The organism is Neisseria zoodegmatis (assembly GCF_900187305.1).
Lineage (GTDB): Bacteria > Pseudomonadota > Gammaproteobacteria > Burkholderiales > Neisseriaceae > Neisseria > Neisseria zoodegmatis.
Window position 1 is genome coordinate 1,954,700 of sequence record NZ_LT906434.1, and the last position, 14,762, is coordinate 1,969,461.

Genomic DNA, 14,762 nt, shown 5'->3' on the forward strand with positions numbered 1-14,762 from the left:
AAGAACCGCCATGTTTGAGCTGGAAAACTTTACCTGTTTTCATACGCAGCAATTTAAAAATGTCGACCAGTTGGATCGGGCGTATGATGTTGTTGTTGCCAAAGTCAGCTATGAATTTGAAATCGATCCGGCAACCGGGCAGACAGAGCTTCAGTTTGCCCGCATGCAAACGCCGCTTACGTTTGCCGACACTTTTTACGGCGAGCCGTCGCAAACCGCCACCGAGTTGGAAAGCGATTTCTGCCTCTATAAGCCTAAAACGGATTTTGTGATCAATGCGGTAGCCTACGCACCCGACGATCTGCCCGCCCGACAATTCGCCGCCTCGGTCAGCATCGGCGATTACCGCAAAACCCTTGCCGTTACGGGAGAGCGCTATTGGATACGCGAAGCCGTGGGCTGGTCTATCGGCGAACCCTCCCCTATCCTTTCCCTGCCCATCCGCTATGAATTTGCCTTCGGCGGCAGCGAAGTTGAAGACGACCACACAGGCTATCAGGAAAACGCCATCGGCATCGGCTATTACCCGAAATCTTTCCTGCAAAAAAACAGCTTCAAGCGGATGCTGAGAGCCCATCAGATTTACGATCCGGCCAAACCCGTGTGCGATCCTGCCGAAAAAGCCTCCCCCGAAGGCTTCGGCTTTATGCCGCGCTACTTCGCCCAACGCGCCAAACATACCGGCACCGCCGACGCCCAATGGATTGAAAACCGCGCCCCGCTGCTGCCGGAAGATTTTTCTATGGCATATTGGAACGGCGCGCATCCCTCGCTGCAACTGCCACACCTGAAACCCAACCATATTTATGAACTCGGTTTCACTGGCATGGTGCATTCCTTCCAAGCGCCCAACCAACACTTTACCGTCGAACTGCCGGTAGAAACCGTGTTCGTCCATGCCTATACCGCAGCCAATCAGTCTTTGTGTAAAGATATGGTGCTGGACACCGTGTTTGTAGATGTGGAAAAACGGCGCATCGACTGCAACTACCGAACCTCTTTTGCGGAAGAGCTGGAAATCGCTTCGTGCCAACTCAGGTTTATCGCGCGGCGCGAACGGGGAGACCAAATCGCAGCCGCCCAAGCCTGCCGCGGTTCGCAAACCGAATTTATCCCCATACCGCCATCACTAACGGCACACGCATAAACCGATTGATTTCCAAACGCAAACCGCTTTAAGCAGATTACCGAAACAGGAGCATATTCATGGCCATCAACAAAATCGCCCGTAAGAGCAGCAAGTTCCGCGTGGTGTTTATGGTGCCCGATTTCTGTTGGCCGCCCCCGCCCGCTCCGCCTACCGTACCGCCGATTCCCTTCCCGCTGTTTGCCGATTTGGGCGGTGCTAAAACCGTTGCCAAAGACGTTAAAATCAACCGCAAACCTGCTTTCGTTTTCAAAGCCAGTAAAACCAACCGCACTTACGGCGACGAAATCGCCCTGCCCGGCCGCAAAGGGGTATTGTCGCGCACCGCCACCAAACCGGCTTGGCCGATCATGCATTCTTCTTCGGTTAAAATCCGCAAACGCTATATCGTCCGTGCCGGCGATATGTTCCACATGAACAACAAGTATAAGAAGAAACTGCCGCCCAAGCCGTGTATTTCCTGTAAGGCTGCCGTGGGTGCCGGCCGTCCGGTCAATCCGATTCACGGGTTGAAGTTTCTGGAGAACGAAACCGACTTCGCCTTCGAAGGCTTGATGCCTTTGGTGTGGAACCGCAGCTATTATTCCGACCAAGACGGCACCGGCTGGCTCGGCGAGGGCTGGAGCGTTCCCGGCAGCCAACGCATCATCCGCGATGCGGCAGGCTTGGCCTATATCGACGATCAGGGGCGGCTGTTTCCGCTGCCGGAAGTGGACGAAGACGATGAAGAACCGGTGTTGTTCGAGAGCGAACAAATCTGGTTCAGCAAGAATTCAGACGGCCATTATGTGATTGCGTCGTTAAACGGTTCGGTGTCGTTGCGTTTCGCGCCGCTGGCGGTCTCGGAAGACGATCCGAACGGCAACAGTTGCAGCCTCTTGCCGTTGGTGGCGGTGGAAGATGGCAACGGTAACCATCAGCGTTTCGTTTATCATCCCATTACGGGGCTACCGCAATATATTATCGACGGCAACGGGCGGGTGTTCTACCTGCACTTCGGCAATGTCGCCGATGCCGCCGCGCCGAAGCTGCGCTTGTTGTCGGTATCGCTGCTCGATGCCCTGCCCGCTGTCGGCGCAGCCGCGCAGATCGGCGACGCATTGGTGCGCTACGAATACAGCGGCAGCGGCGATTTGCTGCGCGTGATCGGCCGCGACGGTGTAGTCAAACGCAGTTTCACTTATCAAAACAACCTGATGGTGTCGCATACCGATGCGGCGGGCTTAACCGCCTATTACGAATACAGCCATTACACCCCCACCGGCAAAGTGCTGCGCAATTGGACTTCGCTGGGCGAAGAATGGCGTTTCACCTACCACGACGGTTACACCGAAGTAACCGATGTCTTGGGGCGCACCGAGCAATACCATTACGACTACAACAACGAGTTGACTAAACGGGTGCTCGCCGACGGCAGCACCGTATTGATGGAACGCGACAGCTTGGGCCGTCTGCTCAGCCACACCGACGCAATGGGCCGCGTTACCCGTTACCAATACAGCAACGAAGGCCAAATCGAGACCGTCGTCCGCCCCGACGGCGCCATGCTGCATTTCGACTACGACGACAGCTACCGCCTGATCCGCAAAAGCGATGCCGAAGGAAACTACGACAGCTACACCTACGACGAAGCCGGCAATCTGCTGACCCACACCGACCCGCTCAAACACACCACCCGCTTCGAATATGCCGGCAACGGTTTGCTGTTGAGCGTGACCGATCCCAAAGGCAGCACCACCGAGTATCACTACGACCGCAACCACCAACCCGACCTGATTACCGACTGCTCCGGCTACCAAACCAAACTGGCCTACACCCCCGAAGGGCAGTTGGCGCGCATCACCGATGCCTTAGGCCAGCACACCGAATACCATTACGACGCCAACCGAAACCTCACCCTCGCCCTTTATCCCGACGGCAGCAAAGAAACCTTCCGTTACGATGCCGCCGACCGTCTGACCGCCCATACCGACGGCGAAGGCCACACCACCGCATACGAATACGGCCAAGACGGTTTGCCGACACAGCGTACCAATGCGCTGGGCCACACCTTCGGCTACCACTACGACCAAGCAAGAAGGCTCATCGGCCTCACCAACGAAAACGGCGCCCGCTACCGCTTCGCCTACGACGTGCTCGACCGTTTGGTGGCCGAAAGCGGTTTCGACCATAAACTGACCGCCTACCACTACAACGCCGGCGGCGAACTGGTGCAGCAAAGCGAATACGGCGACGATGCCAGTATCGCCGCCAAACTGATGGCGCAATACGGCGGCCAACCGGTTAAAAGCAAAGACAGAACACCGCTTTCAGACGGCCTTAAAGACAAAACCCCGCTCAGAATCACCGAGTTCCAACGCGACATCTTAGGCCGTCTGAAACACACCCTTGCCCACGATAACAAAGGCAACATTCAGGAAACCGCCTATCATTACGACCTTAACGGCAACCTCGTCCGCGCCGCCAACCGGCACAGCATTACCTGTTTCGACTACAACTCAGGAGGCCAACTCATCGGCCAACACCATTGGAAGGTACCGACCCAAAAAGAGAACGAGCAAAACGGCCTGATAGACACCGACTGGCGCGACCCGCAGTACGATATGCTGTTTTTAACGCAGACCCAAAGTATCCGTTACCATTACGACTTCAACGGCAACCGCACCACCACCGTGCTGCCCGACGGCAGACAAATCAACTACCTGTATTACGGCAGCGGCCACCTGCACCAAATCAACCTCGACGGCGAAGTCATCAGCGACATCGAACGCGACAAACTGCACCGCGAAATCCAAAGGACACAGGGTGCCTTAACCAGCCGCTACGAATTGGATCCGCTAGGCCGTCTGAAAAAACAAATCGCCGCGCTCGACAGCCTGTCTGAAAGCGGCAACGGCAAAAGCAAAGTAGCGGCGGGTTACGGCCAAACCGCGGTCAAACGCAGCTACGGCTACGACAAAACCGGCAACCTGCTCCACAGCAGCGACCAGCGGACAGGAACCACACATTTTGAGTACGACAAACTGGGCAGAATCACCCAAGCGGGCAACGAACGCTTCGCTTTTGACCCCGCGCATAATATCCTGTCCACCAACGGCCAAACCGTTTCAGACGACCTCAATGCCGTTACCGACAACCGCATCAAACACTACAACGGCATCAGCTATTATTACGACGACCTCGGCAATCTGATTCACCGCGAACTGCCAAACGGCGAAGTGCAGAACTATTTCTACGATTTGCACGACCAACTGGTTAAGGTGGAAATCTTTAAAAAAGACGGTACAAAAGAGACATGGGCTTACCGCTACGATGCCTTGGGTAGACGGATAGCTAAATATCGTGAGCTTACAAATGAGCTTAAGATAGATGAAATTCTATTTTTATGGGATTTCTCACACTTATTACAAGAATCTAATTCATGCGACTCGTATACTTACATTTATACCGATCAAGCTTCTTATGAACCGCTTGCACAACTTCACGATTGGAAAGGTGGAAATAGAGAAATTAACTACTTTCATTGTGATCAGATAGGTATTCCACGTGAAGTAACTGATTCAAATGGCAATTTATTATGGTTCAGCGATTACTATGCTTGGGGTAAATTAAAAAATGAAACTAATATCACAGGAACACATCAACCATTCCGTTTGCAAAATCAATATTTTGATGTAGAAACAGGGCTTCACTATAATCTTCTTAGATATTATGACCCTAACTCAGGAAGGTTTATTAATCAAGACCCTATCGGGCTGCTGGGAGGACAAAATTTTTATCAGTTTGCATTTAATGTGCAAATATGGATTGATCCTTTAGGCTTGGAAAATATTCCTAGCTATGAAAGACATTTAAAGAAAAGAGGCACTAGAAAAGGAAAGGATTTTACTCAGGCAGGCAAGAAAGCTGTAAGAGAACAGAATAAAGCAGATAATGGCGGGAAAATGATATGCAGTAAATGTGGAACAGAAACTGTAGAACCTCAGAAACATAAAAAAGGTGAAACTCCACCGGACAATGAAGCCCATGTAGACCATATCAAAGCTAAATCAAAAGGTGGTTCTGGCACTGTAGAAAATGGACAGGTTTTATGCAGATTATGTAATCTTGAGAAAAGTAATAACTAGTTTAAGGTAGCTGAAATGGAAAAAATTTTTTTTGACTTAGAAGTAATTGATGGATATCCACCAGTATCTATGGAAAGTATTTGGGCTGAAAAAACTAAGGAAGGTTATTTCAAAATAGATAATATTCCTTTTTACAGTAAGGAAGTATCTTTAGGTGATATTGTAAGTGCAAAAAAACAAAATGAAAATTACTTCCTATATGAAGAAACCATAACTCATAGCCAAAATAGTACCCTGAGAATTATATTTTTTAATGAAACTCAAATTTTCCAAAAAAATATATTAAATAAACTTATAGAATATGGGTGTGAGTTTGAAGCTTTTAACAAAAACTTTTATGCAGTGAATATACCTATTCAGGTAGATATTGAAAATATATATAATTTCCTGGATGACTTTATAGAAAGCAATGATTTGGAATATGATACAGGCTATTTAGCTCAATAAAATAAAAATCAACTAATAAAAAAAATAACTACTATTAGACTAGCTCATATCAACACCAAACGCAGCTATTTCCATTGCCGGAAGTGGATGAAGACGATGAAGAACCGGTGTTGTTCGAGAGCGAACAAATCTGGTTCAGCAAGAATTCAGACGGCCATTATGTGATTGCGTCGTTAAACGGTTCGGTGTCGTTGCGTTTCGCGCCGCTGGCGGTCTCGGAAGACGATCCGAACGGCAACAGTTGCAGCCTCTTGCCGTTGGTGGCGGTGGAAGATGGCAACGGTAACCATCAGCGTTTCGTTTATCATCCCATTACGGGGCTACCGCAATATATTATCGACGGCAACGGGCGGGTGTTCTACCTGCACTTCGGCAATGTCGCCGATGCCGCCGCGCCAAAGCTGCGCTTGTTGTCGGTATCGTTGCTCGATACCCTGCCCGCTGTCGGCGCAGCCGCTCAGATCGGTGCGGCATTGGTGCGCTACGAATACAGCAGTAGCGGCGATTTGCTGCGCGTCATCGGCCGTGACGGCACGGTCAAACGCAGTTTCACTTATCAAAACAACCTGATGGTGTCGCATACCGATGCGGCGGGCTTAACCGCCTATTACGAATACAGCCATTACACCCCCACCGGCAAGGTGCTGCGCAACTGGACTTCGTTGGGCGAAGAATGGCGTTTCACCTACCACGACGGCTACACCGAAGTTACCGATGTCTTGGGGCGCACCGAACAATATCATTACGACTACAACAACGAGTTGACTAAACGGGTGTTCGCCGACGGCAGCACTGTATTGATGGAACGCGACAGCTTGGGCCGTCTGCTCAGCCACACCGACGCAATGGGCCGCGTTACCCGTTACCAATACAGCAACGAAGGCCAAATCGAGACCATCGTCCGCCCCGACGGCGCCATGCTGCATTTCGACTACGACGACAGCTACCGCCTGATCCGCAAAAGCGATGCCGAAGGCCATTACGACAGCTACACCTACGACGAAGCCGGCAATCTGCTTACCCATACCGACCCGCTGAAACACACCACCCGCTTCGAGTATGCCGACAACGGTTTGCTGTTGAGCGTTACCGACCCGAAAGGCAGCACCACCGAGTATCACTATGACCATAACAACCAGCCCGACCTGATTACCGACTGCTCCGGCTACCAAACCAAACTGGCCTACACCCCCGAAGGGCAGTTGGCGCGCATCACCGATGCCTTGGGCCAACACACCGAATACCATTACGACGCCAACCGAAACCTCACCCTCGCCCTTTATCCCGACGGCAGCAAAGAAACTTTCCGCTATGATGCCGCCGACCGCCTAACCGCCCATACCGACGGCGAAGGCCACACCACCGCATACGAATACGGCCAAGACGGTCTGCCGACGCAAAGAACCAATGCGCTGGGACATACCTTCGGCTACCACTACGACCAAGCAAGAAGGCTCATCGGCCTCACCAACGAAAACGGCGCCCGCTACCGCTTCGCCTACGACGTGCTCGACCGTTTGGTGGCCGAGAGCGGTTTCGACCACAAACTGACCGCCTACCACTACAACGCCGGCAGCGAACTGGTGCAGCAAAGCGAATACGGCGACGATGCCAGTATCGCCGCCAAACTGATGGCGCAATACGGCGGGCAACCGGTTAAAAGCACAGACAGAACACCGCTTTCAGACGGCCTTAAAGACAAAACCCCGCTCAGAATCACCGAGTTCCAACGCGATATCTTAGGCCGTCTGAAACACACCCTTGCCCACGACAGCACAGGCAACACACAGGAAACCGCCTATCATTACGACCTTAACGGCAACCTCGTCCGCGCTGCCAACCGGCACAGCATCACCTGTTTCGACTACAACCCCAACGACCAACTTATCGGCCAGCACCATTGGAAGGTACCGACCCAAGAAGAGAACGCCCAAAACGGCCTGATTGACACCGACTGGCGCGACCCGCAGTACGATATGCTGTTCCAGCCGATCACCAAGAGTATCCATTACCATTACGACTTCAACGGCAACCGCACCACCACCGTATTGCCCGACGGCCGCCAAATCAACTACCTGTATTACGGCAGCGGCCACCTGCACCAAATCAACCTCGACGGCGAAGTCATCAGCGACATCGAACGCGACAAACTGCACCGCGAAATCCAAAGGACACAGGGTGCCTTAATCAGCCACTACGAATTGGACCCGCTGGGCCGTCTGAAAAAACAAATCGCCGCACTCAACGGCCTGTCTGAAAGCGGCAAAGGCAAAAGCAAAACGGCGGCGGGTTACAGCCAAACCGCCGTCAAACGCAGCTACGGTTACGACAAAACCGGCAACCTTACCCATTCGACAGACCAAAGAAGCGGTACAACGCATTTCGAGTACGACAAACTGGGCAGAATCACCCGAGCGGGCAACGAACGCTTCGCTTTTCACCCCGCGCATAATATCCTGTCCACCAACGGCCAAACCGTTTCAGACGACCTCAATGCCGTTACCGACAACCGCATCAAACACTACAACGGCATCAGCTATTACTACGACGACCTCGGCAACTTGATCCACCGCGAACTGCCAAACGGCGAAGTGCAAAACTATTTCTACGATTTACACAACCAGCTGGTTAAGGTGGAAATCTTTAAGAAAGACGGCAGTAAAGAGACTTGGGCTTACCGCTATGATGCTTTGGGCAGACGAATCGGCAAAGGCCGTATCAAAACGGAGAGCAGTAACGAAGTTTCAGACAGGCATTCAGCAAACAATGCCTGCCTGAAAGTGGAAATCGAGTTTGTTTGGGACGGCAGCCATCTGTTGCAGGAACAAAATTCAGACGGCCTCTACACATATATTTATACCGACCAAGATTCTTACGAACCGCTAGCGCAAATTTACAACTATACAAACCCGGAAAGCGAAAGCAGACAGGAAACCAACTACTTCCATTGCGACCAAATCGGCATACCGAGAGAAATGACCGATAAAGACGGCAATCTGCTTTGGTTTGGGGATTATTACGGTTGGGGTAAGCTAAAAACCGAGAACAACATTACCGGAGCACATCAGCCGTTCAGGTTACAGAACCAGTATTTCGACCAAGAGACCGGGTTGCATTACAACTTCTTCAGGTACTACGAACCTGTTTGCGGACGGTTTGTTAATCAGGATCCGATTGGAATAATAGCTTCAGAAAATCTTTATACGTTCGCACCAAATACTCAAAGATGGGTAGATATTTCAGGCGCAATGGCTCAAGTTGCTGCGGGTTGCGCCATAGGCGCCCCCTTCGGCGGGCCTGTCGGCTGTGCAGCCGGAAGTGCAATTGCTTTAGCGGCTACTGCCGTATTAGCTGTCGGTGCTGCCGCAACCGCAATATCTACATCACGTTCAAAATCAACTACGGCATGTAGTAAGTGCAGCTCTCCACAACCTAAATGCCCTCCTGATGTTTATGCAAAATTGAATGCAGCCGTAAATAAAGCAAAAATTTATACATCAAGCCTTGGTGGATGCAAGAGTTGGATGCAGCCTCGTAGTTTGTATATGCGAAGAGATGCAGCGTATAAAGAACTCAAAGCTAGAAAACAGCGGGAAGACACTTGTTGGAACGGAGGAGATGCTGGACACCTAGAAAGAATGAATAACTTACGCAATCAAATTAAGAAATGTGAAAATTTTATAAGTAGGGGATGGAGATAATTAATTATGGAAGATGAAATCACATTAATAAAATCTAGAGAGTGGCCTACAAGATTTTTAAATGTAGATGAAAATTATATTGTCATCACACGTCCGGAAGATTTAAACGGTTTCTTATATGCTAAATCTTTGAAACCAAATCAGCCAATTGACTTCAATAAACTAGATATTGCTTGCACAGACATAACATGGGAAGGTTGGAACTATTTGTTACCCATTTTACAAAGACGCTATTTTGATAATCTACCTAATGAAATGGAAGATTTCTTGTTAAGTTTTTTTTGGTTTTTAGAAACAGATAATAATCTATCCAATCTATTAGTTTATCTAGATAGTGATGACTTAAAAAACTTTAAGGACTGGATTTCATTTATATTATTTTCTGGTAAAGATAATAATTCTTTCATTATAGAAAATGAATTACTCTCTATTTTAGAAAGAATATGAAATTTTTAAGCAAGCTGTAGCCCATATAACATACTTATTTAATCTGTAGCGTGCGTGCCAACAGTACGTACGCTACAGATTAACCTTAATCCACGCAAAACCCCATCATAGCCATTAACAAAATCGCCCGTAAAAGCAGCAAGTTCCGCGTGATTTTTACCGTGCCCGATTTCTGTTGGCTGCCTCCGCCTACCGTCCCGCCGATTCCCTTCCCGCCGTTTGCCGACCTCTGTGGTGCGAAAACCGTCGCCAAAGACATTAAAATCAACCACAAATTCGCTTTCATCTTCAAAGCCAGTAAAATCAATAAAGCCACTGTGAACAATATAGCCCTGATTTCCAAGAAATAGGCTTAATAACCTGATATTCTGATTGAAATACCTTTTTCAGACGGCCTCCACTATCCGTTACCAATCCTCCGCTTTACCCATCCCTTCATAAACCTACACAAAACCCCGGCGCTACCAACTACCGCCACCATACGGGAAACGTGAAATGCCGTAACCACAGGCACCCCGAGTTGCAATACTTTTGCGGTAATCGTCATTTCCGCAACTCCTCCGGGCGCCAAGCCTAAGCCTAATGTCGGTAAGGGAATTACACTGATTTTTGCCAAAATATAAGTTGCCAACGCTGTGAGTAACAGCGATATGGTTACGCTGACAGCCACTACGCTTAATAAACGCGGGGCGCTTTTGAAAAAGCCCGGTGAAAATTTGTTCCCCAACGCCCAGCCGATCAATAATTGCCCGATTTTAGAAATCACGAGCGGCATGGCGGATAAGTGGATGTCGGAAACGGTCAACAATATTGCTGCCAAAAGAGGGCCGAACGTCCACGGATTCGACCATCTTCGCCACTCGAAAAATCGTGCAAACATATAAGCCAAACCAAAGAGCAATATCAAGCCACCCCAATGTATTTGCGTGTTTTGCTGCAATACGCTGTTATCAATGTTTTGATAGCCCATGTATTGATAAAAAAACGGCACGATGGTCACAATCATTAGCACGCGCAGCGAATGCGCGGATACGACTTTGTCGATTTGTGCGCCGTTCTGATCGGCCATATTCGCCATTTCACTGGCTCCGCCCATGGCCGAAGCGAACCAAGCAGTTACAAAATCCACGCGGGCAAAACGATAAAGCAGCAAACTGCCAAGCACACCCAGACTAACGGAAAACACCATACCGAAAAGCAGCCAAGGCCAATATTTGAGCAGCAAACTGACCATATCGGGCGTGAAATATAAGCCCAAAGAAATTCCGATAATCGTTAAGCCCACTTTACGGCACAACCCCGGTGCTTTTACAGGTAAGCCGTTCAAACTCAACACGGCGGTTGCCAACAACGAACCCAGCAGCCACGGAATCGGCAGTCCGATGGCATTGGCGGCTAATGCGCCGGCAAGCGCAGCAGCAAAACCGATTGAATACTTGGTGAACGTGTTCATTTAGGTATTCCCTATTGCATTAAAGCGATGCAGTAACTGACAACAATGTATAACAAAAAACTGCATATGGCACATATTCTTAATGAAACCATATGCAGTTTGCCATTATGTTGTTACCAACCGCGTGTCAAGCAGCTTTACGGCGGCGCAACCAACGGTATATCGGCAGCAGCACCATAAATGCAGACAAAGCCCACAAAGCCTGCACAATCACACCGTTAAACAGAATACCGATATCGCCTTGCGAAATAGACAATGCCCTGCGCAGGCTCGATTCCATCAATTCACCCAACACATAACCCAAAATCAACGCGGAAAGCGGGAAATTCAATTTACGCAGGATATACCCGAAAATACCCAAGCACACCATCAAAATCAGGTCGAAAGTAGTGCTGTGAATGGCATAAACGCCCACAAAGCTCACCGCCGCAATAGCCGGAATCAGAATGTAATTCGGAATATTCAACAATTTGGCGAAGAACCCTACCAGCGGAATATTGAGTATCAACAAAATCACATTGCCGATAAACAAAGAGGCTATCAATCCCCACACAATATCAGGCTGTTCGCTAAACAGTTGCGGGCCGGGCGTGATGTTGTAGAGCGTGAGCGCGCCCATCATCACGGCAGTAGTGCCGGAGCCGGGCACACCCAAAGTCAGCATAGGAATAAACGAACCGCAGGCAGAAGCATTGTTGGCTGCTTCGGGGGCGGCAATGCCGCGCAAATCACCATTACCGAAATTGCCTTCTTTACCGGCAATTTTTTTCTCGTTGGTATAAGACATGGCACTGGCAATCGTAGCGCCCGCGCCCGGCAGAATACCGATAAAGAAACCGGCTATACCGCTTCGCACTATCGCACCCAAGCTGAACAACAGTTCTTTCAGGTTAAACAAAGTACGCTTGCCCTGCTCCAACGCTTTTTGGCCTTTTTCCGTATGCTCCAGCATGATCAGAATTTCGCTGACGCTGAAAAAACCGATAACGATGGTGGTGAACTGAATGCCGTCCGACAAATTAACCGAATCAAAAGTAAAACGGTACACACCGGTTACGGCATCCACGCCCACCATCGCCAAACCCAAGCCGATCAGCGCGGCCACTCCGGTTTTTATCGGTTGGTCGCTAACCAATCCGCTCAAGCAGGTAATGGCAAACACCATCAGCACGAAATATTCTGCAGGGCCGAATGCAATCGCCCAATGTGCCAGCAAAGGCGCAAACAAAACCACGCCGATGGTGGCAATCAGGCTGCCGACAAACGAGCTGGCCGCGGATAAAGACAACGCAATGCCTGCCTTACCCTGTTTGGCCAACGGATAACCGTCAAGCGTTGACATAATCGCCGCCGCATCGCCCGGCACATTAAGCAAAATAGCCGAAATCCGCCCGCCGTACTCACAGCCGAGATAAACGGCCGCCAGCAAAATCAAAGCCGAATCTGCCGGCAAGCCCAACGCAAAGGCAAAAGGCAGCAGCAAAGCCACGCCGTTAATCGGCCCCAAACCGGGCAACATGCCGACGATGGTGCCGATAAAGGCACCGATAAACGCCAGCAACAGGTTTTTCGGCATCAAGGCCACCTGAAAACCCGACATCAAATATTCTAACGTTTCCATTTATATACCTCCGCCATGATCAACCGAAAAAGCCCAACGGCAGCGGCACATCAAGCAACGAATTAAACAATAAATACAAAAGCCCGCCCAATACCGCACCGGATATTGCGCAATGCAGGGTTTTGCCGCCAAACAGCTTGCCCACGCCGAAAGCCATCAAAGCCGTGGCGATAGGAAAACCTAAAATTTCAAACAAAACTGCATAAGCGGCCAAAAACCCGATACACAGGCCGACTTTTTTCAAAATGGCCGGGGTATAGCCCAAATCAATATATTCTCCACGCGGTCGCACAATCAAAAACACGCAGCACAAACCAAGCAGAGAAAGAATCAGCACGGGATAAGGGCGCGGCCCTAAGGGATCATAAGCAATCGGAGCCGTATAACCCCATGCCAGATAGAGAAGGCCGAGCACTGCCAACAACAATACTCCGGCAAACAAGCGTTCTATTTTCATACGCTTAAACTCCGTCGAAAAACCGTCAAAAGTATTCTTTAATCACTGTACGGCCAAATCATAATAAAAACCGGCAACCGCAGTTGCCGGTTTTATCAATTTCAAGTTTTATCAAACACTTGAAAAGCTGTTCGAGCCAATACTTACCCTCTTTCCCAATTATTTGATCAACTCGAATTCTTTAGACAACGCACGCATTTCTTCGGTATTTTTTTCCACATACCGTGCCAATTCGTCGCCGGTCAACTGGAACGGCAGCAAATCACGTTGGGCACGCAGTTCGGCGAACTTCGGATCTTTCAGCATGGCATCGAAATGGGTTTTCCACCATTGGAAAGCCTCTTCGCTCACTTTCGGCCCCATGTAGTAGCCGCGGATTACCGGCCATTCCACGTCATAGCCCTGCTCTTTTGCCGTAGGAATGTCTTTCAGACGGCCTTCCAGTCTGTTCGGCGCAAACACCGCCAAAACGCGCACTTTGCCGGATTCGATATGCGGCCCCATCTCTGCAATGCCCGCGCTTACCACGCTGATATGGTTGCCCAAAACGGCCGTAACCGCTTCGCCGCCGCCTTCAAGCGCCACATAAGTCATGTCTTTCGGCTTGATGCCGGCAGCCTTGGCCACCATCGCGGTTTGCAGCCAATCTTGACCGCCCACGCTGCCGCCCGCGCCGAAGCTGATGGATTTGGGATCTTTCTTCAACGCCTCAACCAAATCTTGCAAGTTTTTCAAAGGTGAATCGGCATTTACGGCAACCATACCGTAATCGGTGCCGACAGCCGCCAGCCAGCGCACGTCTTTTTCTGAATATTGGCCGAACTTGCCTTGCGCCAAGTTTAACAGCGAGCCGGTAGAAAACGCCACAATCGCATCGTTATTGGCAGGATCGTTGGCAACGATTTTGTTATATGCTACTGCGCCCACACCGCCCGGCATATACGTTACGCGCATCGGTTTATCCAATTGGCCGGTATCTTTCAAACCGCTTTGCGCCAGCTTACAAGTCAAATCGAAGCCGCCGCCCGGTTTGGCCGGTGCGATACATTCAGGCTTGGCCGGAGCGCCTGCTTCTGCTTTATCTTTATTACATGCGCTCAATGACAATGCTGCCGCAACTGCCAAGCTTAAATAGGTATATTTTTTTAATTGCATGTCGATTTCTCCAATAGAGGTATGTGTCAAAAGACTGGCAAGGCATCTTCAAAACGGTTTGAGTACAGTGAAGCTCTCTACAAGTCTCTAGCGAAAAAATTAAATGAGAATTGAAATTTTGTCAAATTTATTTAATTTTTTGTGAAATTTTATGTTTCATCTGAATAGTTCTTAACATGTTAAGAACTTTTTTCTGCCGGCTTATTT

The 14,762-nt window shown here is 49.8% G+C and carries 10 protein-coding genes; 6 read left to right on the forward strand and 4 right to left on the reverse strand.

Annotation, left to right across the window (positions count from 1 at the left end):
• The first annotated feature begins 10 nt into the window (after positions 1-10).
• From CKV66_RS09160 to CKV66_RS09185, 6 genes are all read left to right on the forward strand, one after another.
• Positions 11-1,147, forward strand: coding sequence for a DUF2169 family type VI secretion system accessory protein (locus CKV66_RS09160; RefSeq protein ID WP_085363585.1), 1,137 nt, complete (start codon positions 11-13; stop codon positions 1,145-1,147).
• 59 nt (positions 1,148-1,206) lie between these two features.
• The gene (locus CKV66_RS12640) at positions 1,207-5,274 is read left to right on the forward strand and encodes an RHS repeat-associated core domain-containing protein (RefSeq protein WP_085363586.1); all 4,068 of its coding nucleotides are present in this window, start codon (positions 1,207-1,209) and stop codon (positions 5,272-5,274) included.
• 15 nt (positions 5,275-5,289) lie between these two features.
• The gene (locus tag CKV66_RS09170; RefSeq protein ID WP_085363587.1) at positions 5,290-5,721 is read left to right on the forward strand and encodes a DUF4265 domain-containing protein; all 432 of its coding nucleotides are present in this window, start codon (positions 5,290-5,292) and stop codon (positions 5,719-5,721) included.
• 845 nt (positions 5,722-6,566) lie between these two features.
• Entirely contained in the window at positions 6,567-9,422 is a 2,856-nt protein-coding gene (locus tag CKV66_RS12645) for an RHS repeat-associated core domain-containing protein (protein ID WP_408633898.1), read from the forward strand.
• Between the two features lie 6 nt (positions 9,423-9,428).
• A complete protein-coding gene (locus CKV66_RS09180) occupies positions 9,429-9,869 on the forward strand; it encodes a hypothetical protein (RefSeq protein ID WP_085363589.1) in 441 nt (146 codons plus the stop codon).
• Positions 9,870-10,018: 149 nt separating this feature from the next.
• Complete coding sequence (locus CKV66_RS09185) at positions 10,019-10,219, forward strand: DUF4150 domain-containing protein (protein WP_085363590.1); 201 nt, start codon at positions 10,019-10,021, stop codon at positions 10,217-10,219.
• A 50-nt stretch (positions 10,220-10,269) separates the two neighbouring features.
• Here CKV66_RS09185 and CKV66_RS09190 read toward each other — a convergent pair whose 3' ends face one another.
• From CKV66_RS09190 to CKV66_RS09205, 4 genes are all read right to left on the reverse strand, one after another.
• Positions 10,270-11,322, reverse strand: coding sequence for an AbrB family transcriptional regulator (locus CKV66_RS09190; RefSeq protein ID WP_085363591.1), 1,053 nt, complete (start codon positions 11,320-11,322; stop codon positions 10,270-10,272).
• A 127-nt stretch (positions 11,323-11,449) separates the two neighbouring features.
• Positions 11,450-12,943 (reverse strand): tripartite tricarboxylate transporter permease, encoded by a 1,494-nt coding sequence (locus tag CKV66_RS09195; protein WP_085363592.1) that lies wholly within the window; start codon positions 12,941-12,943, stop codon positions 11,450-11,452.
• Between the two features lie 19 nt (positions 12,944-12,962).
• The gene (locus CKV66_RS09200; protein ID WP_085363593.1) at positions 12,963-13,400 is read right to left on the reverse strand and encodes a tripartite tricarboxylate transporter TctB family protein; all 438 of its coding nucleotides are present in this window, start codon (positions 13,398-13,400) and stop codon (positions 12,963-12,965) included.
• A gap of 159 nt (positions 13,401-13,559) precedes the next feature.
• The gene (locus CKV66_RS09205; RefSeq protein ID WP_085363594.1) at positions 13,560-14,555 is read right to left on the reverse strand and encodes a tripartite tricarboxylate transporter substrate binding protein; all 996 of its coding nucleotides are present in this window, start codon (positions 14,553-14,555) and stop codon (positions 13,560-13,562) included.
• Positions 14,556-14,762: the final 207 nt, after the last annotated feature.